The 23644-nt window shown below is 71.0% G+C and carries 19 protein-coding genes; 7 read left to right on the forward strand and 12 right to left on the reverse strand.

All coding sequences use genetic code 11. The features are described 5' to 3' along the window. Positions 1–10 precede the first annotated feature (10 nt). The 5 genes from MWN33_RS13180 to MWN33_RS13200 all read left to right on the forward strand — a co-directional run bounded on the left by MWN33_RS13180 (position 11) and on the right by MWN33_RS13200 (position 6753). Positions 11–973 (forward strand): ATP-grasp domain-containing protein, encoded by a 963-nt coding sequence (locus tag MWN33_RS13180; protein WP_247201434.1) that lies wholly within the window; start codon positions 11–13, stop codon positions 971–973. Beyond that, positions 973–2007, forward strand: coding sequence for a hydantoinase/oxoprolinase family protein (locus MWN33_RS13185; protein ID WP_247201436.1), 1035 nt, complete (start codon positions 973–975; stop codon positions 2005–2007). The genes MWN33_RS13180 and MWN33_RS13185 overlap by 1 nt, the downstream gene beginning before the upstream one ends. Positions 2008–2033: 26 nt before the next feature. Beyond that, the gene (folB, locus tag MWN33_RS13190; RefSeq protein WP_247201437.1) at positions 2034–2396 is read left to right on the forward strand and encodes a dihydroneopterin aldolase; all 363 of its coding nucleotides are present in this window, start codon (positions 2034–2036) and stop codon (positions 2394–2396) included. A gap of 109 nt (positions 2397–2505) precedes the next feature. Further along, positions 2506–5154, forward strand: coding sequence for an aminopeptidase N (pepN, locus tag MWN33_RS13195; RefSeq protein ID WP_247201445.1), 2649 nt, complete (start codon positions 2506–2508; stop codon positions 5152–5154). A gap of 132 nt (positions 5155–5286) precedes the next feature. Beyond that, entirely contained in the window at positions 5287–6753 is a 1467-nt protein-coding gene (locus tag MWN33_RS13200) for a sensor domain-containing diguanylate cyclase (RefSeq protein WP_247201454.1), read from the forward strand. Between the two features lie 4 nt (positions 6754–6757). On the opposite strand, the gene fae is transcribed toward MWN33_RS13200, so the two are convergent. Next, the gene (gene fae, locus MWN33_RS13205; RefSeq protein ID WP_247201456.1) at positions 6758–7297 is read right to left on the reverse strand and encodes a formaldehyde-activating enzyme; all 540 of its coding nucleotides are present in this window, start codon (positions 7295–7297) and stop codon (positions 6758–6760) included. Positions 7298–7606: 309 nt separating this feature from the next. Between fae and MWN33_RS13210 the strand changes: the two genes are divergently transcribed. Both MWN33_RS13210 and MWN33_RS13215 read left to right on the forward strand, forming a co-directional pair. Next, positions 7607–9934, forward strand: a complete 2328-nt coding sequence (locus tag MWN33_RS13210) for a sensor histidine kinase (protein ID WP_425532004.1) — start codon at positions 7607–7609, stop codon at positions 9932–9934. Positions 9935–9944: 10 nt separating this feature from the next. Further along, positions 9945–11054 carry an NAD(P)/FAD-dependent oxidoreductase gene (locus MWN33_RS13215; protein ID WP_247201459.1) on the forward strand — a complete coding sequence of 370 codons (1110 nt, stop codon included), beginning with the start codon at positions 9945–9947 and terminating at the stop codon, positions 11052–11054. Here the strand turns inward: MWN33_RS13215 and MWN33_RS13220 are convergent. From MWN33_RS13220 to MWN33_RS13270, 11 genes are all read right to left on the reverse strand, one after another. Continuing rightward, on the reverse strand, positions 11051–14029 hold the full coding sequence (locus tag MWN33_RS13220) for a bifunctional [glutamine synthetase] adenylyltransferase/[glutamine synthetase]-adenylyl-L-tyrosine phosphorylase (protein ID WP_247201461.1): 2979 nt from the start codon (positions 14027–14029) through the stop codon (positions 11051–11053). The genes MWN33_RS13215 and MWN33_RS13220 overlap by 4 nt on opposite strands. A gap of 66 nt (positions 14030–14095) precedes the next feature. Then, on the reverse strand, positions 14096–15505 hold the full coding sequence (locus MWN33_RS13225) for a sensor histidine kinase (protein ID WP_247201465.1): 1410 nt from the start codon (positions 15503–15505) through the stop codon (positions 14096–14098). After that, entirely contained in the window at positions 15489–16169 is a 681-nt protein-coding gene (locus MWN33_RS13230) for a response regulator transcription factor (protein WP_247201471.1), read from the reverse strand. Before MWN33_RS13230 ends, MWN33_RS13225 begins: the two co-directional genes overlap by 17 nt. 394 nt (positions 16170–16563) lie before the next feature. Further along, complete coding sequence (locus tag MWN33_RS13235) at positions 16564–18129, reverse strand: Do family serine endopeptidase (RefSeq protein ID WP_247201475.1); 1566 nt, start codon at positions 18127–18129, stop codon at positions 16564–16566. Positions 18130–18221: 92 nt separating this feature from the next. Continuing rightward, entirely contained in the window at positions 18222–18713 is a 492-nt protein-coding gene (locus tag MWN33_RS13240; RefSeq protein ID WP_247201479.1) for a cytochrome c-type biogenesis protein, read from the reverse strand. After that, on the reverse strand, positions 18710–18901 hold the full coding sequence (locus MWN33_RS13245) for a DUF2283 domain-containing protein (RefSeq protein ID WP_247201480.1): 192 nt from the start codon (positions 18899–18901) through the stop codon (positions 18710–18712). Before MWN33_RS13245 ends, MWN33_RS13240 begins: the two co-directional genes overlap by 4 nt. Then, positions 18898–19146, reverse strand: coding sequence for a DUF4258 domain-containing protein (locus tag MWN33_RS13250; RefSeq protein ID WP_247201481.1), 249 nt, complete (start codon positions 19144–19146; stop codon positions 18898–18900). Before MWN33_RS13250 ends, MWN33_RS13245 begins: the two co-directional genes overlap by 4 nt. A 3-nt stretch (positions 19147–19149) precedes the next feature. Continuing rightward, positions 19150–21162 carry a heme lyase CcmF/NrfE family subunit gene (locus MWN33_RS13255; RefSeq protein WP_247201482.1) on the reverse strand — a complete coding sequence of 671 codons (2013 nt, stop codon included), beginning with the start codon at positions 21160–21162 and terminating at the stop codon, positions 19150–19152. A gap of 163 nt (positions 21163–21325) precedes the next feature. Further along, entirely contained in the window at positions 21326–21772 is a 447-nt protein-coding gene (ccmE, locus tag MWN33_RS13260) for a cytochrome c maturation protein CcmE (RefSeq protein WP_247201483.1), read from the reverse strand. Between the two features lie 4 nt (positions 21773–21776). Continuing rightward, positions 21777–22928, reverse strand: coding sequence for a c-type cytochrome biogenesis protein CcmI (gene ccmI / locus MWN33_RS13265; protein WP_247201484.1), 1152 nt, complete (start codon positions 22926–22928; stop codon positions 21777–21779). Positions 22929–23085: 157 nt separating this feature from the next. Beyond that, positions 23086–23553 (reverse strand): YMGG-like glycine zipper-containing protein, encoded by a 468-nt coding sequence (locus tag MWN33_RS13270; RefSeq protein ID WP_247201485.1) that lies wholly within the window; start codon positions 23551–23553, stop codon positions 23086–23088. Positions 23554–23644 lie beyond the last annotated feature (91 nt).

Genomic DNA, 23644 nt, shown 5'->3' on the forward strand with positions numbered 1-23644 from the left:
CGTGTCGATAATGCTTGTCTTCGTCTGCGAAACCGTCACCGGCGGCGATCATCTCGGCAGCGAGCTTCCCGCCTCGCTGATAGCCGAAGGAATGCTGATGCGCGACACGCTCATCGGCGATCTGGAGGATCTTCCCGGCGTGCGCGTCGTCACGACGCACGATGCGCGCCTGCCCGCCCCCGCGCGCGGCACCAGCACGGCGCTGCGTCTCGGCGACGATGCCCCATCGGTATGGAACCTGATGGCCGAACAGGCCGATGTGGTCTGGCCGATCGCACCGGAGACCGATGGAAGGCTGGAACTGCTGGCCGAGGCCTTCCGCGCCCGCGCCCGCCGCGTGCTGCTGCCCGATCAGCCCACCCTCGCCCTGTGCGCCAGCAAATGGCGCACCGCCGCCGCGCTGTCGGCGGCCGGCGTGCCGGCGATCCCGACCTGGTGGCCGGATGCGATTCCCGAATCGGCCGCCGGCCCCTTCGTGGTGAAACCGGACGATGGCGCCGGCGCCTCGGGGGTGCGTATCCTCGACGGACGGCCGACGCCACCCTTCCCGCCAGGCCTCGTCGCGCAGCCGCTCGTCGAGGGCACGCCGGCGAGCCTCACTCTCCTTTGCCAGAGCGGGCGCACCTATGTGCTCGCCGCCAACCGCCAGCACGTGGAACCGCGCGACGGCGCCTTCCATTTCAGCGGCGTCACGGTCGGCGCCTTTCCGGTCGATGCGATGCTCGCCGATCTCGGTGCCCGCATCGGCGCGGCGCTGCCGGGCCTGCACGGCATCGTAGGCGCCGACTACATCGCCACCCCGGCCGGCCCGGTCGTGGTTGAGGTCAATCCGCGCCTCACCACCGCCTATGCCGGGCTGCGGCGCGCGCTCGGCGTTAATCCGCTCGCCTTCGTGGCCGAGCTCATCCGCGACGGCGAGGTGCCGGAGATTCCGCGCCTGCCGCCCGCCATTCCCGTCGAGGTCCTTCTGTAATGAACATCGCCCGCCTGGGTTGGGACGTCGGTGGCGCCCATGTGAAGCTCGCCGCCTTCGGCCGCGACGGCCGTCTCAAGGCGGTGCGCATCGCCCCCTGCCCGGTATGGAAGGGCGAGGACCAGCTCGCCGAAGCGGTGCGCGGGCTGCGCGCCGAGTTCGCGCCGGAGGTGGCCTCCGCCGTTACCATGACCGCCGAAGTCGCCGATCTGTGGCCGGACCGGCGCGCCGGCGTGGTCGGCACCGCCGCCGTGCTGATGCGCGAACTCGGCGGCGCGCCGCTCGCACTTTTCGCGGGCCCGGAAGGCTTCGTGCCGGCCGAGCGCGCAGCCGAGCATGCCGATGCCATCGGCTCAGCCAACTGGTACGCCACCGCTGCCGTGCTGGCTCATCTGCTGCCGGGCGGCGTGCTGGTGGATATCGGCTCGACCACGGCCGACCTCATTCCCTTCGGCTCCGGCCGGGTGGCGGCGCGCGGCTTCACCGATGCCGAGCGGCTGGCGAACAACGAACTCATCTACACCGGCGTCGCCCGCACCCCCGTCATGGCGCTCGCCGCCGAGGCGCCGTTCGGCGGGCGCTGGCTGCCGCTGATGGCCGAGCACTACGCCACCACGGCGGATGTCCACCGCCTCACCGGCGATCTTCCCGAAGGGGCCGACCTGCACCCGAGCGCCGATGGCGGGCCCAAGACAGAGGAAGCGAGCGCGCGCCGCCTGCTGCGCATGGTGGGGCAGGACCTCACCCCCGTCACGCTGCCGCAGGCGAAGGCGCTGGCACGGCATCTGGCGGAAGCGCAGACCCATCGGCTCGGCCGCGCGCTCGATTGCGTGGCGTCCGGCATGGAAGCGGCGCCGGAACTCATCGTCGGCGCCGGGGTGGGCCGCTTCCTCACCGCCCGCCTCGCCGAGCGCCGGACCACCGCCTATCTCGACCTTGCCGACGTGCTGACCGACGATCCCGCCCTCGCCCGCCCGGCGGCGGACTGCGCGCCGGCGGTGGCGGTCGGCCTGCTCGCCGCCGCCCTCGCCTGATCCTTCACGGAACCCGGAATCCCGCCATGTCCGACCGCATCTTCCTCCGAGGCGTCGAGTTGCACGCCCATCACGGCCTGCACCCCGAGGAGGCGCGGCTCGGCCAGCGTTTCATCGTGGATGTCGACTGGTGGCTCGACACCGGCGCGGCCGCCGCGCACGACAATTATGGCGAGACGGTCGGCTACGAGAAGGTGTTCGAGGTGGTCCACGAGGTGTCCTCCGGCCACCGCTTCCATATTCTGGAAGCCTTCGCACATGCCATCGCCGATGCCGTGCTCACGCGTTACCCCCGCGTCGAGAAGGTGCGGGTGGAGCTCCACAAGCCCGCCGCCCCCATTGCCGGCATCTTCCGCGACGCCGGCGTCGAGATCGTGCGTTCGCGCTGATCTTCGACCCCGCGCGGGACCGGCGGCCCTTCCGGTCGGCGGCCCGAGCCCTTACCTCTTGGTGACTGCCTCTTGGCGACGCCCGCCCCTTTCCCTCCGGGAGCCTTCCATGCCGCGCGATGCCGTGCCCCAGCCCGTCCGCCTCAGCGATTACCGTCCGCCGGACTGGCTCGTCGACACCGTGCATCTCGACGTGCGGCTGCACCCCACCGCGACGCGCATCCTCGCCCGGCTCGCTCTACGGCCGAACCCAGAGGGGCGCGAGGGCTCGCCCATCGTGCTCGACGGCGACGAGCTGTCGCTGAAGTCGCTCACGCTCGACGGCACCCCGCTCGCCGGCAATGCCTATGTCGCGACGGCCTCGGCGCTCACCGTGCTGGCACCGCCGCAGCGGGCCCTGACGCTGGAGATCGAGACCGTCGTCGACCCCTCGGCCAACACCAAGCTGATGGGCCTCTACCGCTCCTCGGGCGCCTATTGCACCCAGTGCGAGGCCGAGGGCTTCCGCCGCATCACCTATTTCCCCGACCGGCCGGACGTGCTCGCCGTCTACACCGTGCGGATCGAGGCCGAGCGCGAGGAGGCCCCCGTCCTGCTCGCCAACGGCAACCCGGTCGAGAGCGGCCCGGTCGAGGGCACGAGCCGCCATTATGCGGTCTGGCACGACCCGTGGCCCAAGCCGAGCTACCTGTTCGCCCTCGTCGGCGGGCGGCTGGAGCGCATCGTCGAGGAGTTCGTGACCGCGAGCGGGCGCAAGGTCGAGCTCGGCATCTATGTCGAGCCGGGCAAGGCGGGCCGCGCCGGCTACGCCATGGACGCGCTGCGCCGTTCGCTGCGCTGGGACGAGGAGGCGTTCGGCCGCGAATACGACCTCGACGTGTTCAACATCGTGGCGGTGGCCGATTTCAACATGGGCGCGATGGAGAACAAGGGGCTCAACGTCTTCAACGACAAATACGTGCTCGCCAGCCCCGAGACGGCGACCGATGCCGACTACGCGAACATCGAGGCGATCATCGCCCACGAGTATTTCCACAACTGGACCGGCAACCGCATCACCTGCCGTGACTGGTTCCAGCTCTGCCTCAAGGAAGGGCTCACCGTCTTCCGCGACCAGGAGTTCTCCTCCGACCAGCGTTCGCGCGCGGTCAAGCGCATCGCCGACGTGCGCCTGCTGAAAAGCCACCAGTTCCCCGAGGATGCCGGCCCGCTGGCCCATCCCGTGCGCCCGGACACCTATCGCGAGATCAACAATTTCTACACGGCGACCGTCTACGAGAAGGGCGCCGAGGTCGTGCGCATGCTGAAAACCCTGCTCGGCGAGGATGGCTTCCGCTCCGGCATGGACCTCTATTTCGAGCGCCATGACGGCGACGCGGCGACGGTGGAGGACTTCCTCGCCTGCTTCGCCGCCGCCGCCGGGACTGACCTGAGCCAGTTCGCGCTGTGGTACGCGCAGTCGGGCACGCCGCAGCTCACCGTCTCCGGCCATTGGGACGCCAGCGCGCGCAGCTTCCGGCTCGACGTCGAGCAGACGCTCGCCCCGACGCCGGGGCAGGACGAGAAGCGCCCGATGGTGATCCCGCTGGCGCTCGGCCTCGTCGGGCCGGACGGGCGCGACATGCCGCTCCTCCTCGACGACGGCACCAATGCCGGGCGCGGCGTGCTCACCATTACCCAGCCGCGCCAGAGCTTCGTCTTCCGCGACGTCGAGCACCGCCCGGTGCCCTCGCTCAATCGCGGCTTCTCCGCTCCGGTGAAGCTCGTCAGCGGCCTGACGACGGAGGATCTGGTCTTCCTCGCCCGCCACGATGCCGATCCGTTCAACCGCTTCGACGCCGGCCAGTCCATCGCCCTCGCCCATCTGGTGGAGGCGACGGCGGCCCATCGCGCCGGCCACCCGCTGCCGGCGCCGGACGCGCTGGTCGCCGCGCTCGGCGCGACGCTGGGCGATGCCTCGCTGGACCCCGCCTTCGTCGCGCAGGCGCTCTCCCTCCCTTCCGAGAGCGACGTGGCGCGCGAGATCGGCGGCGATGTCGATCCGGACGCCATCCATGCCGCCCGCCTTGCGCTGCGTCGCGCGCTTGGCGAGGCACTCGCTCCGGCGCTGGAGGAGGCCTATGCCCGCCACGCCCTCGCCGGTCCCTATTCGCCCGATGCCGCCTCCGCAGGCCGCCGCGCTCTGCGCAATGCCGGCCTCGACCTTCTGGCCGCCACCGGCTCGGCGGAAGGCGTCGCGCGGGCGCTCGCCCATTTCGAGCGCGCCGACAACATGACGGACCGCTTCCATGCGCTCTCCGTGCTCGCCCACAACGCCCCGCTGGCACGGGAGGCGGCGCTGTCGGCCTTCTACGAGCGGTTCCGCGACGACCCGCTGGTCGTCGACAAATGGCTCGCCCTGCAGGCACAGATCGCCGAGCCCGGCACGCTGGAGCGCGTGCGCGCGCTCGCCGCGCATCCCACCTTCTCCTGGGGCAACCCGAACCGGGTGCGCTCGCTGATCGGCTCCTTCGCCAGCATCAACCAGACGCAGTTCCACCGGGCCGACGGCGCCGGCCACGACTTCGTGGCGGAGGCGGTGCTGGAGCTCGACGGCCGCAACCCGCAGGTGGCGGCGCGGCTGCTCGCCGCCTTCAAGAGCTGGCGCGCGCTGGAGCCGGTGCGGCGGTCCTCCGCCGAGCGGGCGCTGCGCCGGGTCGCCGCCCGCGAGGGGTTGTCGCCGGACGTGGCCGACATCGTCTCGCGCTCGCTCGATTGAGCGTTGCAACGGCGCGCGACACGCCTTTCGCGGGCCTGCGCCCATTGGACGCGCGTATAATTAGGGGCCTCCGGGATTACCGGTGCGGTGCGAAGATGCTTATTGTGCATTGCATCGGAGGATTCTGGTTCGATGGACCGCGACGCCGCCCCGATATCCGACGCGGAGCCGCCCCTGCGGGAGGTCGCCTTCGCGCGCGCCCCCGTCGCCCTGTGCGTGGTCGATCGCGAATTGCGGCTCACCGCTGCCAATGAGCGGATGGCGGTGCTCGCCGGCCGGCCCGCCCCGGACCTCGCCGGATGCGCCGCCGACGAGCTGCTGCCCGGTGCCGGCGCCGTGCTGCGTCACTGGTTCGCACGCCTCCTCGCCGGCCGCACGGTGTCCGAGCGCGAAATCGTCGACCCCATTGGCAAGCGCACCTTTATCGTTGCCGCCACGCCCGTGTTCGACGCGGCCGGCGTGCTCGTGGCGCTCACGGTCTCGCTGACCGACATCACCCGCCGACGCGAGCTGCGCACGGCCCTTGCCCGCCGCGAGCGCGAGATCGGCGCGGCGCTGGAAAGCGCCGGCCAATGGATCTGGGAACTCGACATCCCCAGCGGGCGCGTCGAGCGCTCGCGCCACTGGCATGCGGCCCTCGGCTTCGAGGGCGGCGAGGGGCCGAAGGAAGAACGGCAGCTCGCCTGGGGCATCGTCCACCCTGAGGACCGGCCGGGCGTGCTGCGGCATTACGAACAGGTGCTCTCCGGCGCGAGCCCGGTGTTCGAGGCGGTCTACCGCATCGCCGACGCCGCCGGCCGCTGGCGCTGGATCCTCGGGCGAGGCCGCATCGTGGCGCGCGATGCCGATGGGAAGCCGCTGCGCCTGCTCGCCACCAGCGTCGACATCACCCGCCAGAAGCGGATCGAGGAGGAGCTGGAGGCGACGGTGCGCCAGCGCGCCCGGCTGGAGCGCGAGCTGGTGGAGGCCAACCGGCGCCTCACCGAATTGTCCGAGATGGACGCGCTGACCGAGCTGCCGAACCGGCGCAAATTCGACAAGGCGCTGACCCGCGAGCTCGGCCGCGCCGGCCGCAACGAGCCCTCTCTGGCGCTGGTGATGATCGATGTGGACGACTTCAAGTCCTACAACGACCTCTACGGCCATCCGGAGGGCGACGAGTGCCTGCGGCGCATCGCCGGCGCGTTGCGCGGCTGCGCCATCCGCCCGGCCGATCTCGTGACGCGCTATGGCGGGGAGGAATTCGCAGCCGTGCTGCCGGACTCGACCGAGGCGGACGGCGTAGCGGTCGCGACCGCCATGCTGGCGGCGGTGCGGGCGCTGCGCATTCCCCACGCCGGCAGCCCGCACGGCATCGTCACCGTGAGCATCGGCATCACGGTCCGCCATGCCGAGCGCAACACCAAGGCGCCGGCGACCGATCTCGTGGCCGGCGCCGACCGGGCGCTCTACGCCGCCAAGCACGCCGGCCGCAACCGCATCCTCATCGCCGGGCCGGACGGCTTCATGCGTCCCGTCCCGGTGCCCGAGCCCTCGCCCGAGACACCGCAGGCCGCGCCGCCGCGAGCCATGGCACGGCGCGCGGCGGCGCGGCGCTGACGCCTCAGTACTCGACCACGCCGTCCAGCGCGTAGTGCTTCACGCTCTTGCGGTTGGCGATCAGCTCGTCGACGGTCGGGCGGCCGGTCATGGCGCGCTCCAGCGCGATCTTCATCGCCTCGTAATTGGTGCGGTAGAGGTCCGCCTTGTCGAGATTCTCGTCCTCGGCGCAGCGCGGGTCGAGCCACACCATCACGATCATGCACAGCTCGTCGGCCTGGTCCCTGGGCAGGATGCCCTCGGCGAGCGCATCGACGATGGCGTCACCGATGGCGCCCTGCACCACGCCGCCGAGCAGGTCGACATATTCCAGCGTGTGGATGGTAGCCTTGGTGGTCATCATGGTGGCGGGGCGCACCTGCTGGTTCAGGTCGCGCACCACGAACATGCGGGTGTGGCCCTGCACCTGACCCATCATGGAGGCGAAGGCGTGCCCGGCCGGGCCGCGCACGGAGCCGATCAGCACCTCGGGCATCGCGTCGGTATACTGCCCGTCGGCCGCGAGCACGGTGGCCTCGCCGGTGCGGAACCAGATGTCGCTCATGTGGTCGTCTCTCCCTGCTGGCGCCCGGAACGGGCCGCCTGCGCATAGCATCGGCCGCCTTGGCCCGTCCATGCGGCGCGGTTGACCGCATGCGCCGTGTGCGCTGTCGCCGGCCGTCACCGGCAAACCCGCGCCGGCCACACCCGAGTGTGGCAGCCACAACCGGAAGGTTGCCGAATCCTTAACTTGACTCCCAGGGACTCTGGACGCGGCGGGACGATTCGATTCAAATCGCGGTGATTCGGAGAGATGCGGCACATCGCTCCTGTCGTTTGGGATCGGGGTTGGGACTTCGGGGGAGGCCGGCGGATGGCTCGCGCCAACGCTGCAGGCGCGTCCGTGCGCGTACAAGCCATGCGAGGGCTTGCACGCTCAGTGGCGCGGCCGGCATATCAACGGTTGGTCGACGCCGAACCCTTCATGCGCAAGGCGGTGCCGGCGCTTATCATTGCCTTCATCGCCTCCGTCGCCATCGCTGCCGTGGTGCAGATCCGCGCCTATCGCGCCGATGCCATCGCCAACGCCAAGGACGAGCTGGCTCTTTTCGCCGCCGCCATCGCGAGCGAAACCGGCCGCCACGCGCCCGGCACCACCGCTCCCGATGCGCTGCTGCGCGACAGCCTGCCGCCACGCGCTGCCGAGGCCGGCCGGCGCTACGGGCTGATCGATGCGGGCGGGCGCGTGCTCGCCACCCATGACGGCGCCGCCGATGGCGCGCCGGCGGCCGGTGAGCAGATCGCCCAGCTTCTCGCCAACACCCAGGCACTCGCCATCTTCGCCGAAAATGCCGGCGTGCTCGACGTGGTGATGCCCGACGGTTCGCCCGCGCTCGCTACGGTGCGCAACCTCTCCAGCGCCCCGATGCAGCTCGTCGTGGTGCAGCCGCTCTCCGGCGCGCTCGCGACCTGGCAGTCCGACACCATCCTCACCGTCACCCTGCTCTCGACGACCGGGGCGGTGCTGCTCATCCTCGGCTTCGCCTTCCACTGGCAGGCGACCCGCGCCCGCGAGGCGGACGGCATCTACGAGACAGTGCGTGCGCGCATCGACACCGCGCTTTCGCGCGGGCGCTGCGGCCTGTGGGACTGGGACATGGGGCGCGGGCGCATGTTCTGGTCCGAATCCATGTTCGAGATGCTCGGCCACGAGCCGCGCGACGAGCTGATTTCCTTCGGCGAGGTCGCCGGCCTCGTCCATCCCGACGACACCAATCTCTACGACATCGCCCGCGAGATCGCCGACAAGCCCGGCCGCACCATCGACCGGGTGTTCCGCATGAAGCACGCGGACGGCCACTGGGTCTGGCTGCGCGCCCGTGCCGAGGTGGTGCCGCAGGAGAATGGCGAGCCCCCGCACCTCGTCGGCATCGCGGTCGACGTCACCGAGGAGCGCCGGCTCGCCGAGCGCACCGCCACCGCCGACATGCGCCTGCGCGACGCCATCGAGAGCATCTCCGAATCCTTCGTGCTGTGGGACAGCACGAACCGGCTGGTGATGTGCAATTCCAAGTTCCAGTCGCTGCACGGCATCGGCGACGCCACGGTGGCGCCGGGCACAGAGTTCGAGGCCATCGCCTCGCTCGCCCGCCAGCCGGTGGTGCGCATCCCGCTGCGCCCCGAGGACCGGCCGGAAGAAGGCGCCCGTGCCTTCGAGGTGCAGCTGGAAGGCGGGCGCTGGCTCAAGGTCGCCGAGCGCCGCACCAAGGATGGCGGCTACGTCTCGGTCGGCACCGACATCACCGCGCTCAAGCGCCACGAAGAGCGGCTGATGGAGAGCGAGAAACGGCTGATGGCGTTGGTCGCGGACCTGCGCAAGTCGCAGCAGACGCTGGAGCTGCAGGCGCTCCAGCTCGCCGAGCTGGCGCAGAACTACGCCGACGAGAAGACCAAGGCCGAGGACGCCAACCGCGCCAAGTCCGAATTCCTCGCCAATATGAGCCACGAGCTGCGCACGCCGCTCAACGCCATCATCGGCTTCTCCGAGCTGATGGAAAGCGGGCTGTTCGGCCCGCTCGGCAGCGACAAGTACAACGAGTACTGCCGCGATATCCGCGATTCCGGCCGCTACCTGCTCGACGTCATCAACGACATTCTCGACATGTCGCGCATCGAGGCCGGCCGCGTGCAGCTCAGCCTCCAGCCGGTGCGGCTCGACGAGGTGGTGGAGGACGCCATCCGCGTCATGTCGGTGCGCGCCGACGAGAAACACCTCGCCGTCACCGCCGAGACCGGCGAGCCGGTCTCCATCGAGGCCGACCGGCGCGCGCTCAAGCAGATCGCGCTCAACCTGCTGTCCAACGCCATCAAGTTCACCCCGGAGCACGGCCGCGTCACCCTGCGCACCCGGCGCTCGTCGCATGCCGCGCTGCTGGTGATCGAAGATACCGGAATCGGCATCCCCAAGAGCGCGCTGGCGAAGATCGGCCGGCCCTTCGAGCAGGTGGAAAGCCAGTTCACCAAGACCCACAAGGGCTCGGGCCTCGGCCTCGCCATCGCCAAGTCGCTGGTCGAGCTGCATGGCGGCTCGATGCGCATCAGCTCCTCGGAAGGCATCGGCACCACGGTGATCGTCCGCCTGCCGCTGGGCGGGCGCCCGGCTCTGCAATATCGCTCTGGCCGCGCGCTGCCGGCCGAATAAGATCGCCGGCATGAGCGAGGAATACGCCGTCGACTGCGTGGTCGCCGGGGCTGGCGTGGTTGGCCTCGCCATCGCCCGCGCGCTGGCGCTGAGCGGCCGCGAGGTGCTGGTGCTGGAGGCGACCGGCCTCGTCGGCTCGGAAACCTCCGCCCGCAACAGCGAGGTCATCCACGCCGGCATCTATTATGCCCCCGACACGCTGAAGGCCCGGCTCTGCGTCGAGGGGAAGCGCGCGCTCTATGCCTATTGCGCCGCGCGCGGCGTGCCGCACCGCAACTGCGGCAAGCTGATCGTCGCCACCAGCCCCGCCGAGACGGAGAAGCTCGCCGCCATCGACGCCCACGCCCGCGCTTGCGGGGTCGACGATCTCGAACCGCTGTCGGGCGCGCAGGCGCGCGCGCTGGAGCCGGCGCTCAATGCCGAGGCGGCGCTGCTCTCGCCCTCCACCGGCATTATCGACAGCCACGCGCTGATGCTGGCCTATCGCGGCGATCTGGAGGATGCCGGCGGCATGATCGCCTTCAACGCCCCGATCCTCGCCGGCCAAGTGGCAGCAGATGGCTTCGCACTCGACATCGGCGGCGCCGAGCCGATGCGGCTGACCTGCACGAGCTTCGTCAACGCCGCCGGCCATGGCGCCGTGCCGCTCGCCCGCGCCATCGCCGGCATCCCGGCGGGGGCGATCCCGCAGGCGTGGTTCTGCAAGGGTTCCTATTTCACGCTCTCCGGCCGCGCGCCGTTCTCGCGGCTGGTCTATCCCGTGCCGGAGCAGGCCGGGCTCGGCGTGCATCTGACCCTCGACCTCGGCGGGCAGGCCCGTTTCGGGCCGGACACGCAATGGGTGGGCGGGCTCAACTACGACGTCGACCCGGCGCGCGGCGAGAAATTCTACGCCGCGATCCGCCGCTACTGGCCGGCGCTGCCGGACAGCGCGCTGAACCCGGCCTATGCCGGCGTCCGCCCGAAGATCGTGCCCCCCGGCGCCCCGGCGGCGGATTTCCGCATCGACGGGCCGGAGGAGCACGGCGTGCCGGGGCTGGTGCAGCTCTTCGGCATCGAATCCCCCGGCCTCACCGCCAGCCTCGCCATCGCCGACCGCGTGGTGGAGAAACTCCTCTAGGCTCGCCGGCGCGCCGGCTCGTCGTTCAGCAGCCGCTCGAAGGTGGCGCGCACCTGGCTCTGCGTCTCGAACAGATGCGCCTCCAGCGTCGAGAAGTCCGGCATGGCGCCCGCCCGCGCCAGCAGCCGGCGCAGCGCCGGGCTCGCCTCGGCCGGCTTGAACGGGCCGGAGAGCGCGAGGCGCAGCACCTGCGTGAGATCGTGCATCAGCCGGCAGGCATCGCCGAGGAGATGCCCGTCGAGCACGTCGATCAGCCCGGCCTGCGCGGCGTGGCCGATCACCCTGAGCGTCGACGTATCGACGATGCGCGGTTCGCGGCGCGCATGGGCGAGCACAAGGTACTGGGCGATGAACTCGATATCGACCAGCCCGCCGCGCGCATATTTCAGGTCCCACGGGTCGTCGTCGCCCTTCTCGTCGGCGATGGCGCCGCGCATGTCGAGAATGTCGGCGGCGAGCCGCGAGGCGACGCGCGGCCGGCGCAGCACCTCGGCGATAGCCTCCTCCACGCGCGTGCGGAAGGCGGGCGAGGCCGAGACGACGCGCGCCCGCGTCAGCGCCATGTGCTCCCAGGTCCACGCTTCCTCGGCCTGATAGGCCTCGAAGCGCGGCAGGCTCGTCGCCACCGGGCCGGCCCGGCCGGAGGGGCGCAGGCGCAGATCCACCTCGTAGAGCTGGCCGGCATTCGTCGGCGTGGTGAGTGCGCTGACGAGGCGCTGGGTAAGGCGGGCGAAATACTGCGCGCCATAGAGCGGACGTGGGCCGTCGCTCTCGGGATGCTCCCCGTCGAAATCATAGAGCACGATGAGGTCGAGGTCGGAGCCGGCGGTCATCTCGCGCCCGCCGAGCTTGCCCATGGCAAGCACCGCCACCTCGGCGCCGGCAATCGTGCCGTGCGCCTCGCGGAACCGCGCCGTCACCGCCTCGCCGAGCGCGCGGATGATGATGTCGGCCAGCCGCGCGAAGGCCTCCCCGGCGCGCGCCGCCGGCAGGGTGCCGGAGAGGATGCGCACGCCGATCAGCACATGGTGCTCCTGCCGGAAGCGGCGGGCGCGATCGAGCAGGTCCTCCTGGTCCTCCGCCTGCGCGAGATCAGCCTTGAGGCGCGCGGCAAGCTCGGGCTCGTCGGGCAGGGAGCCGAAGAAGGCGGGATCGAGCAGCGCGTCGATCAGCGAGGGGCGGTGCGCCAGCATCTCGCCGAGCCGCGGCGCGGTGCCGAGGATGGTCGCCATCAGCCGCACGAGATCAGGATTATGCCGCAGCGCCGGCAGCAGGCGGTGCGCGGTCGGCAGCTCGCGGAAGAAACGGTCGGCGGCGTTCAGCCCGGCATCGGGCGCCCCGCCGCGCGCCAGCGCGTCGACGAGCAGCGGCACGACGGCCTCCAGCTCCTCGCGCATGCCCTCGGGCCGCAGGGCGCGGGGTTCGCCGGCCAGCCAGCCGCGCACCGTCGCGCTCGCCGCCCCCGGGTCGGCATAGCCGAGGCCCTTCAGCGTCGCCAGCGTCTCGCGGTCGTCCTTGCCGGGGGGGAAGTCGAGGCGCCCCTCCACCGCCGCGCGCGGCCGGGCCTCCTCGAACAGCCGGGAATAATGATCCTGCACGCGGGCGAGGCGCTCGGTCAGCGCGTCGGCGAAGTTCGCGCGGTCCTCATAGCCCATGAAGCGCGCGAAGCCCGCCAGCGCCTCCTCGCTCTCGGGCAGGGAATGGGTCTGCGCGTCCGCCGCCATCTGCAGCCGGTGCTCGACACGGCGCAGATAATGGTAGGCCTCGTCCAGCTCCTCGCGCGCGGCCTCGCCGATCCAGCGGGCCTCTGCCAACGTGGCCAGCGCTTCCAGCGTGCGCGGGGTGCGCAGGCGCGGGTCGCGCCCGCCGGCGATGAGCTGCTGAGTCTGCACGAAGAACTCGATCTCGCGTATGCCGCCGCGCCCGAGCTTGACGTTGTGACCTTCCACCGCGATGGCGCCGTGGCCGCGAAAGGCGTGGATGTCCTGCTTCATCGCATGGACCTCGGCCACCGCCGCATAGTCGAGCGCGCGGCGCCAGACGAAGGGTGCCATCTGCCTGAGAAAGGCGTTGCCCAGCTCGATGTCGCCGGCGATGGGGCGCGCCTTGATATAGGCGGCACGCTCCCAGGTGGCGCCCTCGCGCTCGTAATAGTTCAGCGCCGCGTCGACCGAGAGCGCGACCGGTGTCGAGGCCGGATCGGGGCGCAGGCGCAGGTCGACGCGGGCGACATAGCCCTCGCCCGTGCGCTCCTGAATGAGCTTCACGAGCCGCTGGGTCAGCCGCACGAAGAAGGGCGCCACCTCCACATCCTTCGCCAGCGGCGCGATGTCCGGGTCGTAGAGCACGATCAGGTCGACATCGCTGGAATAGTTCAGCTCGCGCGCGCCGTGCTTGCCCATGGCAAGCACGGTGTAGCCGAGGCGCGTGGCGGCGGCCCTCTTCAGCTTGCGGCCGGCGATAGCCTCGCGCACGAGGAATTCCACCGTCTGCGCGATGCAGGCATCGGCCGTGGCGGTCAGCTCGGCGGTGACGGCCGCAAGGTCGAACACGCCGCCGATATCGGCCAGCGCGACCGTCAGCGCGGTCTGCGCGCGCAGGCGCCGCAGCGCGGCCATGACGTCCGCCTCGTCGTCGGTGGCGCCGACCGCCGCTGCCATGGCGACGCGGGCGGCTGCCAGCGCCTCGGCGGGATCGCTGTCGAGGATATCGGCCAGCCGGGCGGGATCGACGCGGATCAGCTCGGTGAGGAAGGGCGAATGCGCGACGACGCCGGCCAGCACGGCGCGCGCCTGCGGATGGGCGGCCAGCAAGGCGTCGAGCCGCGCGCGTGTCTGCGGCGAGGCGTCGGCAAGCGCGCCCTTCAGCGCGGCAGGCAGGCGCGCGGACACGGCAAAGCCCGGCTCCCGGCGCAGCCGCGCCGCAAGGCCGTTCCCCTGCTCCTCCGTCGCCTTCACGCTGCGCCGTGACGCCATCGCTGCGCCGCCTCCCCCGCTGCGCCTAACCTAACGCCATCCGGTTGTCGAATGCTGAGCGCCCTTTCAGGCGGCCCGCTCGGGTTCGGCGAGATCGAGCGGCAGGTCGACAACGATCCGCAGCCCGGGATCGTTGCCTTCCAGCGACAGCGTGCCGCCGTGCAGGCGCACCACCGCCGCCACCAGCGAGAGCCCGAGCCCGAAGCCCGGCTGCGTGCGGCTCGCCTCCAGCCGCACGAAACGCTCCAGCACGCGCGGCCGGTCCGCCTCGGGAATGCCGGGGCCGCGGTCGGCCACGGCCAGCCGGGCGCGCTCGCCCTCGCGCGTGACGGTGAGCGTCAATTCGCGGCGCTCGCCGGGCGTGTCCGGGGCGCTGTATTTGATGGCGTTGTCGATCATGTTGGAGAGCGCCTGCGCGAACAGTTCGCGCACGCCATGCACCGGCAGCGGGCCGGAGGCGTCGACCACGAGGTCGAGCCCGGCCTCGTCGGCCAGCGGCTCGTAGAGCTCGGCGACGCTGGCCGCCGTCTCCGCGAGGTCGAAGCGCACCATGGCGGCGCGCGCCTGCCCGGCCTCGGCGCGGGCGATCATCAGCAGCGCGTCGAAGGTGCGGATCAGCCCGTCGGATTCTTCGATGGTCTGCTCGGTGGCGGCGCGCCAGTCCGCCTCGGCCCCGGCGGTGCGCAGCGCGTCCTCGGCGCGGTTGCGCAGGCGCGTCAGCGGGGTCTTGAGGTCGTGGGCGATGTTGTCGGAGACCTCCTTCAGCCCCGCCATCAGCGCCTCGATGCGCTCCAGCATGGCGTTGAGGCTCAGCGCGAGGCGGTCGAACTCGTCGCCGGTATCCGCCACCGAGAGCCGGCCGGAGAGGTCGCCGGCCATGATGCCGTCGGAAATCGCCGTCATCTGGTCGATCCGCTTGAGCACGCGGCGGGTGACGAACAGTCCGCCGGCGACGCCCAGCACCACCAGCAGCACCAGACCCCAGACGGCGGGCCCGATAATGATCTGGCGCAGCTCCTCGCGCTCCACGATGTCGCGCCCGACCAGCAGGCGGAACTCGCCGGGCAGGAAGGTGACGTAGACCAGCGCCCGGCTCGGCGCGGCGGAGGCTTCCTCCGAGCGCAGATAGTCGATCTCGCGCCAGCCGGGCTTGTCGAGGAAGTTCAGCGGCAGGTTCAGCACGTTGCCGGCCAGCGGGTCGCCGCTGAAGCTGGTGACGAGCAGCAGGCCGGCATCGGGCGCGCGGGCGCGGCGGTTGACCACCTGCACGGCGCGCGAGATGCCGCCGCGCTCGAACTGCGCCTCGATGAAGCGGGTGTCGGCCTCGATCGATTCCGTCGCCTGCCGCGTCACCAGCCGCTGCGTGTGCCAGCCGAGATAGGCGATGACCGAGCCGGCGAAGACCGCGAAGACGAACAGATAGGCGGCGATCAGCTTGAACGCCGTGGTGCGGATGAGCTTACCGAGCGCCGTCACGGATGATGTATCCCGCGCCGCGCACCGTGTGGAGCAGCGGCGGATCGAAGCCCTTGTCGATCTTGGAGCGCAGCCGCGAGACATGCACGTCGATGACGTTGGTCTGCGGGTCGAAATGGTAGTCCCACACATTCTCCAGCAACATGGTGCGCGTCACCACCTGCCCCGCATGGCGCATGAGATATTCGAGCAGGCGGAACTCGCGCGGCTGCAGCACGATCTCCTGACCGGCGCGGGTGCAGCGATGCGCCAGCCGGTCGAGTTCGAGATCGGCGACGCGGTACATGGTGTCGGTCGCCTGCGGCGCGCCGCGCCGGGCCAGCGCCTCGACGCGGGCCAGCAGCTCGGAGAAGGCGTAGGGCTTGGGCAGGTAGTCGTCGCCGCCGGCGCGCAGCCCGGTCACGCGGTCATCGACCTGGCCGAGGGCGGAGAGGATGAGCGAGGGCGTCTTGTCGCCGCGCCCGCGCAGCTCGGCGATCAGCGAGAGACCGTCGCGGCGCGGCAGCATGCGGTCGACGACCAGCACGTCGTAGCCGCCGTCGAGCGCGTGGGCGAGGCCGTCCTCGCCGTCGGACGCGACGTCGACGACATGGCCCGCCTCGCGAAACGCCTTGCGCAGATAGTCGGCGGCATCACGGTCGTCCTCGACGATCAGCAGGCGCATGGCGGGCTCTTGGTCGTGCAGGCGGCGATCCCGCCGGACATCCGCGAGGTCGATGACGGGCCCATCGCAGGCCCGGCCATCGCGACGCGGCGTGGAATCGGCGGCGGCGAGAGGATTCGAACTCGTCCCCATGTACGTCATTTCGCGCCTCCCGCCTATCTGGTGCCTTGGCGGACATGCCGTCCGCCGGCGCCCCAAAAAGATGACGCGGAAAGCCCTTTCGGACCTCCCGCGCCACCGAACCGGCCGCAGCCCAAGGGGCGACGGAACGAGCCGCAACCGGAACTCCCAGAGTGCGATCCGATCGGACCGATCGGCACATCGCCCTCTGATCGACTGGAGGACGCGCGGTCCGATCCGCCCGCAGTACAGGCGGATCGGCACGCATCTATTGTCAGCCGCGCTGTTCGCCGAGCGAGATGGCGACGAAGCGGGTGCCCTGCTCGGACTTGACGCGCATCAGGACGGCCTTGCGGTTGTCCTTCTTGGCGGTGGCAAGGCCGTCGCGCACGTCGGCCGGGGTCATGACCGGCTTGCCGGCCACGTCGAGGATGACGTCACCCGCCTTCAGGCCGCGCTCGGCGCCGGGGCCGTTCGGGTCGACCTCGGTGATGACCACGCCCTGGTCGCCGGCGCCGGCGACACCCTTGGCGGGGGCCAGCGACAGGCCGAGGCGCGGCACGCCGTGGTTGCCCTGCTCGGCATCGCCGCCCTTCTTGTCGAGGGAGGCGACGTCGGTCGGCAACTGCTCCAGCGTCACCGGCACGGTGATCGACTTGCCGTCGCGCAGCACGCTCAGCTTCACCGTCACGCCCGGCTTCTTGCGGGCGATCTCGCGCGACATCTCGCGGGAGTCCTTGATGGTCTCGCCGTCGATCGCTGTCACGATGTCGCCCGCCTTGAGGCCGGCCTTGTCGCCGGGCGTGCCGGGCTGCACCTGGGCGATCAGCGCGCCGTCGGTCTCCTTCAGGTCCATCGCCTCGGCAACTTCGTCGCTGACCGGCTGGATCTGCACGCCGACATAGCCACGCGCCACCTGACCGCCGGACTTCAGCGCCTCGACCACCTCGGAGACGGTCTCGGAGGGAATGGCGAAGGCGATGCCGACATTGCCGCCCGAGGGGGAGACGATGGCGGTGTTCATGCCGATCACGTCGCCGTCGAGGCCGAAGGTCGGGCCGCCGGAATTGCCGCGGTTGATCGGCGCGTCGATCTGGATGAAGTCGTCATACGGGCCCGAGCCGATGTCGCGGCCACGCGCCGAGACGATGCCCGCCGTGACGGTGCCGCCGAGGCCGAAGGGGTTGCCGACCGCGACCACCCAGTCGCCGACGCGCGGCGCCTTCTCGGCCAGCTTCACCCACGGGAAGTTGCCCTTGCCCTCGACCTTCAGCAGCGCCACGTCGGTGCGCGGGTCGGTGCCGATCACCTTGGCGGTGTAGCTCTTGCCGTCCGTGGTGGTCACATCGACTTCCGAGGCGCCGTCGACCACGTGGTTGTTGGTGACGACATAGCCGTCATTGGAGATGAAGAAGCCGGAACCCTGGCCGACGACGGCGCGATGGCCGGGGCCGCGACGCGGGCCCATGTCGGGGCCACCCTGGCCCGGGCCGCCGGGGCCGAAGCCGAAGCGGCGCATGAAGCGCTCGATCTGCGGGGGAACGTTCTGGCCGCCCATGCCCTCGTCGTCATTGGCGGCGACCTCGTCCTCGTCCTTCTTCACCTTCACGCTGACGACGGCGGGCGAGACCTTCTCGACGATGTCGGCGAAGGAGAAGGTGCCGGCCGGCTGGTTGGTCGTCAGCTGGGCGGCGGCGGGAGTAATGGTCTCGGGGAGCACCAGGGCGCCGAAGGCGCCGCCGGCGAGCGCCAGCGTAAAGACGCCGGCGAGCAGCCGGGAACGGCTGTGGCGCAGCGTGGACGAAGAAGGCGTGGTCTGGTTGAGCGCGTTGCGCGACATGTGTCGTTCCTCGTTCGACAAATCACTCTCCCCTCGGGGAGCGTTGACGAGGAAGCTAGAGAGCGCCGCCTTAACGCAGGCTGGCGGCGGCGTTAAAGTTTCGTAACGTCCGCCGCGCCCTCGCCGAGCGCCCGGCGCAGCTTTTCCTCCTCCTCCGGCGAGAGGGGAGCCGTAGCGCCGGCCAGAACCGTCCGGCGGCGATAGGCAATGACAAGACCGGCGCCGCCCACCAGCAGCACCGCGAAAGGCGCGAGCCACAGAATGGCGTTGGCGCCGTGCCAGCTCGGGCGCAGCAGCACGAATTCGCCGTAGCGCGAGACCAGATAGTCCATCACCTGCCGGTCGCTGTCGCCGGCGGCGATGCGCTCGCGCACGAGCAGGCGCAGGTCGCGCGCCAGCGGGGCGTTGGAATCGTCGATGGACTGGTTCTGGCAGACCATGCAGCGCAGCTCCTTGGAGAGCTCGCGCGCCCGCGCCTCCTGTGCGGCGTCGGGCAGGACCTCGTCGGGCTGTACGGCATGGGCCGGCGCGGCCAGCGCCGCCAGCAGCAGGGCGGCTCCCGCGAGGCGGCACAATCGGGTCATTCGGCGGCTTCCGTCAGTACTTCCGGCGCCAGCTTCTCGCGCGCCTGCAGGAGTTCGAGCGCGAGAATGTGGCCCTGCTCGTCATAGTCGAGCACGACGCCGGGCGACACTTCCGCGCTTTCGACGACGGCGCCCGCGCTGAAGCGGACATAAAGCGCATTCGCCTCGGGATCATATTTGAGTTTCATCGCCGCGCTCCGCGATCGAAGAAGGTCGTGACGACGAAGACCGCATCGCCATCCGGCCGGTAGACTACACGCAAAACCCGGCCGTCGCGCTCAGCTATCGCCGCGAAGGCCCGTTCGAGCGCCGGATCGTTGGGATCGACATCCACCCGATCCGGCGCCTCCAGCGTCCGTGCGACCCAAGCTGCCTCGATGCCGCGTTCGGCCATCACGACCCTGACATGCGCGCTGAGCCGAATATCCCTCACGCCTCACTCCGCCGGCACCGGGGCGGCCGGGTCGGCATCCGGGCCCGGCCTGGCCTTCGGCTTCTTCGCCGGCTTGGGTGCGCCGACGCGCAGGCGGCGGTCGCTCAGCGACAGCACGCCGCCCAGTGCCATGATGAGCGCGCCGATCCAGATCAGCGTGACGAAGGGCTTCCAGTAGGCGCGCACGCCGACGGCCCCGCCCGGCAGCTCGTCGCCGACGCTCACATAGAGCTGGCTGAAGCCGATGGTGCGGATGCCGGCCTCGGTGGTCGGCATGTTGCGGGCGGTGAACAGGCGCTTGGCCGATTCGATGGTGCCGGCGTCGACGCCGCCCTTGCGCACCGAGAACACGCCGACGAGATCGCGGTAGTTCGGCCCGTTGCGCGGCTCCAGCCGGTCGAGGGTCAGCTCGTAGCCGCCGACCTCGAAGCTCCCGCCGACCTTCACGCCGGTGATGCGTTCGGCGTTCCAGCTCGTCTCGGCGATGATGCCGAACAGGCAGACGCCGATGCCGGCATGGGCCAGCGCCCCGCCGAAGGCCGAGCGCGGCAGGCCGCGCAGCCGTGCGAAGGCGGTCGCCGCCGGCAGGCGTCCGAAGCCCGCGCGCTCGACGATCTCCACCGCCGCGCCGATGACGACGAACACCGCCAACCCCATGCCGAAGGGCGCCAGCAGCGGCCCGCCGCCCTGCGCCCACAGGGCGAGGGCGCCGGCGACGATAGCGAGGCCGAAAGCGGCCATCATGCGCTGCGCCGCGCCGGCAAGGTCGCCGCGCTTCCAGGCCAGCAGCGGCCCGAAGGGCATGGCGAAGACCACGGGGAGCATCAGCGCGCCGACCGTCAGGTTGAAATAGGGCGGGCCGACGGTGATCTTCTCGCCGTTGAAGGCTTCCAGCGCCAGCGGGTAGAGCGTGCCGACCAGCACGGCGGCCGCGGCGGCGGTCAGCAGCAGGTTGTTCAGCACAAGCGCCCCCTCGCGGGACACGGGGGCGAAGATGCCGCCCTGCCGGAGCGTGGGCGCGCGCAGCGCATAGAGCGCCAGCGAGCCGCCGATGAAGAAGATCAGGATGCCGAGGATGAACACGCCGCGCGAGGGATCGGTGGCGAAGGCGTGCACGGAGGTCAGCACGCCCGAGCGCACGAGGAAGGTGCCGAGCAACGACAGCGAGAAGGCGAGGATGGCGAGGAGCACCGTCCATACCTTCAGCGCGTCGCGCTTTTCCATCACGACGGCGGAATGGATCAGCGCCGTGCCGGCGAACCACGGCATCAGCGAGGCGTTCTCCACCGGGTCCCAGAACCACCAGCCGCCCCAGCCGAGCTCGTAATAGGCCCAGTAGGAACCCATGGCGATGCCGAGCGTCAGGAAGCCCCAGGCGGCCAGCGCCCACGGGCGCACCCATCGCGCCCAGGCGGCGTCGATGCGCCCCTCGATCAGCGCGGCGACGGCGAAGGCGAAGGTGATGGAGAAGCCGACATAGCCGAGATAGAGCAGCGGCGGATGGATGGCGAGGCCGATATCCTGCAGGATCGGGTTGAGGTCGTTGCCCTCCGCCGGCGGGGGCACCACGCGGGTGAACGGGTTCGACGTGAGCAGGATGAACAGCAGGAAGGCGACCGCGATCGAGCCCTGCACGCCCAGCACATTCGCCTTCAGCCGCGCCGGCAGGTTCGTGCCGAACAACGCCACCAGCGCGCCGAACACCGCCAGCACCAGCACCCAGAGCAGCATCGAGCCCTCATGGTTCCCCCATGTGCCGGTGATGCGGTAGAGCAGCGGCTTGGCGGAATGCGAGTTCTCGACGACGTTCAGCACCGAGAAGTCGGACTGCACATAGGCGCTCACCAGCGCCGCGAAGGCGAGGCTCACGAAACCGGCCAGCACCAGCGCCAGCGTCGAGCCCACCCGCATCAGAGCTTCATCCCCGGAGCGCGCGCCCCAGATCGGGATCACCGTCATCAATATGGCGACGGCGAGAGAGAGGACGAGGGCGTAATGGCCGATCTCGGGATTCATGGGCGCGTGCTCCTCGCCATGGGCACATCAGCGACCCGACCCAATGCAACGTCATCCCCGGGCCTGACCCGGGGATCCACGTCTTCGAGACGGGCGGAACGGAGGAAGACGTGGATGGCCGGGTCAAGCCCGGCCATGACGGGGCAGAAGGTGGTGCGCACCCTCACGGCTTGCCCTCCCCTTCCTTCCACACGCCCTGCTTCTTCAGCGCGTCGGCGACTTCCTTGGGCATGTAGTTCTCGTCGTGCTTGGCGAGCACGCTGTCGGCGGTGAAGGTGCCGTCGGGCGCCATCGTGCCCTCGGCGATCACGCCCTGCCCCTCGCGGAACAGGTCCGGCAGCAGGCCGACATAGTTCACCGCGAGGTCTCCCCCGCCATCGGTGACGACGAAGCGCACATGGGTGTTGTCGGACTTCACGACGCTGCCGTCCTTCACCAGCCCGCCGAGGCGCAGGCGCGTGCCCGGGGCGGTGCGCTCGGCGGCGATCTCGCTCGGCGAGCGGAAGAACACGATGGTGTCGCTCAGCGCGAACAGCACGAGGCCGGCAGCGACCGCGAGCACGCCGAGCGCGCCGGAGATGAGCAGAAGGCGGCGTCCCTTGCGGGTCATGGCGTCAGCTCCCGAGGCCGAGTTCGCGGGCCAGCGTGTCGATGCGCCCGAGCGCCCCGTCGTCCTTGGCGAAATGGGTGCGCGCATCGGCGGCGGCGGCCTTCGCCTTGTCCGCCTCGCCCAGCACGTTCCAGGCCCGCATCAGCCGCAGCCAGCCGTCGAGATCGTCGCCGTCCTGCGCCAGCCGGTCGGACAGGCGCTGCACCATGCCACGCACCATCTGCTGGCGCTCCTCCGGGGAGAGGCTGCCGGCGGCAGCGACATCGGCGGCGCCGGGTCCCGCCCCTTGCCCCGACCCTTGCCCCGGTGCAACTGCCGGCGCCGGGGCGCCGACCCGTGCGAGGGACTCGCGCAGCAGTCCCTGCCACGGCGCGTCGGGCGGGGAGGCGGCAGCCAGCGCGCTCCACAGGCGGGCCGCCTCGGCGGGCTGGCCGTCCTGCTCGGCGGCGAGGCCGAGGAAATAGCGCGCCTTGGGATCGTCCGGCGCCTGCGCCAGCGCGGCCTGGAAGGCGGCCTTGGCTTCCGCCGTGACGACGCCGCCGGACTGCGCGACCAGCGCCTCGCCGAGCCCGGTCTGGCGCTGGGCGTTCGAGCCGAGCAGGCGGATGGCGTTGCTCCACGCCCGCACCGCGTCGTCGAGCCGCCCGATCCGGGCATAGATCGGCGCCACCACCTCATAGCCGCGCCCGTCATCGGGATTGGCTTCGAGATGGCCCTCGACCTTGCGGATGAGAATGGCGATGTCGGACTGGTCGGGCCGCGCCTCCAGCCGCTGCGCCAGCGGCTGCGGGGGGTAGAGCGGCGAGCCGAGGGTGAAATAGAGCCCGCTCGCCAGCAGCGGCACGCCGAGGAGCGCGATCACCGCCACGGCGCGGCGGCGCAGATCGGCCCCGCAGGCGGTGACGCGTCCGGCCTCGGCCTCGGCGGTGGCGCGCAGGATGCGGCGGGCGACCTCGGCCCGCGCCGCCTCGCCTTCGGCCGGGCCGATGAGCCCGCTCTCACGGTCACGCTCGATCTCGGCGAGCTGGTCGCGATAGACGGCAAGGTCCGCCTGCGCGGCGCTGGCGGCGGGGGCGGACGCCCCGGCGCGCAATGGCCAGAGCACCGCCAGAATGGCGGCGGCGGTCATCAGCGAGAAGGCGATCCACAGCAACATTAGTCTTCCTCTAATGCGCTGAGGTAGCCGACCGAAGGGCCGCCGCCAATCCGTAAGAGCCTCAGTCGGATCGCCGCAGGCTCACAGTCGCGCGAGACGGCACGCCTTCCATGCCACCCCTGCGTCAGCCCGCCACGGGCGCGTAGACCGCGCGCCGTCAGCCGGCGACCGGCGACCAGGTGCCGTCCGGGTTGCGGCAGGCGGTGCCGCGCGCCGTCTGCGGCTGGCCGTTGATGTAGATGGTGTGGGTGAATTCGCGGCACTTGGGCGAGCCGCCGCGCGCATAGGTCGGGCCCGGCACGATGGTGCCGTAGGCGCCGCTCTCGCCGCGCCAGCTCACCGGCGCGCCCGGCGTGCCGTTCTCCAGCGCCTGCATCTCGGCGTCGCGCGCACGGGCCCGGTCCGCCTGGTCCAGCGCGTTGCCGATGGAGCCGCCGATCAAGCCACCCACCGCCGCGCCGAGGACGGTGGCGGCGGTATTGTGGCCGACGACCTGGCCGATCACGCCGCCCGCCACCGCGCCGATGGCCGCCCCGCCCACGGTGTTCGGATTCTCCTGGGCGGTTGAGCAGCCCGCGACGATGCCGCCGATCAGGCCAATGGCCACAAGGTGGTGTGCGCGCATGAAAAGATTCCCTCCGGCTCGATCCCGTAACGAATGGCACGAAGCGAGAGGAATAGGGCGAAAGCGCGGCCCCGTCACCTGTAGCGTGGCA

This window comes from Ancylobacter koreensis (assembly GCF_023016525.1).
Classification (GTDB): Bacteria; Pseudomonadota; Alphaproteobacteria; order Rhizobiales; family Xanthobacteraceae; genus Ancylobacter; species Ancylobacter koreensis.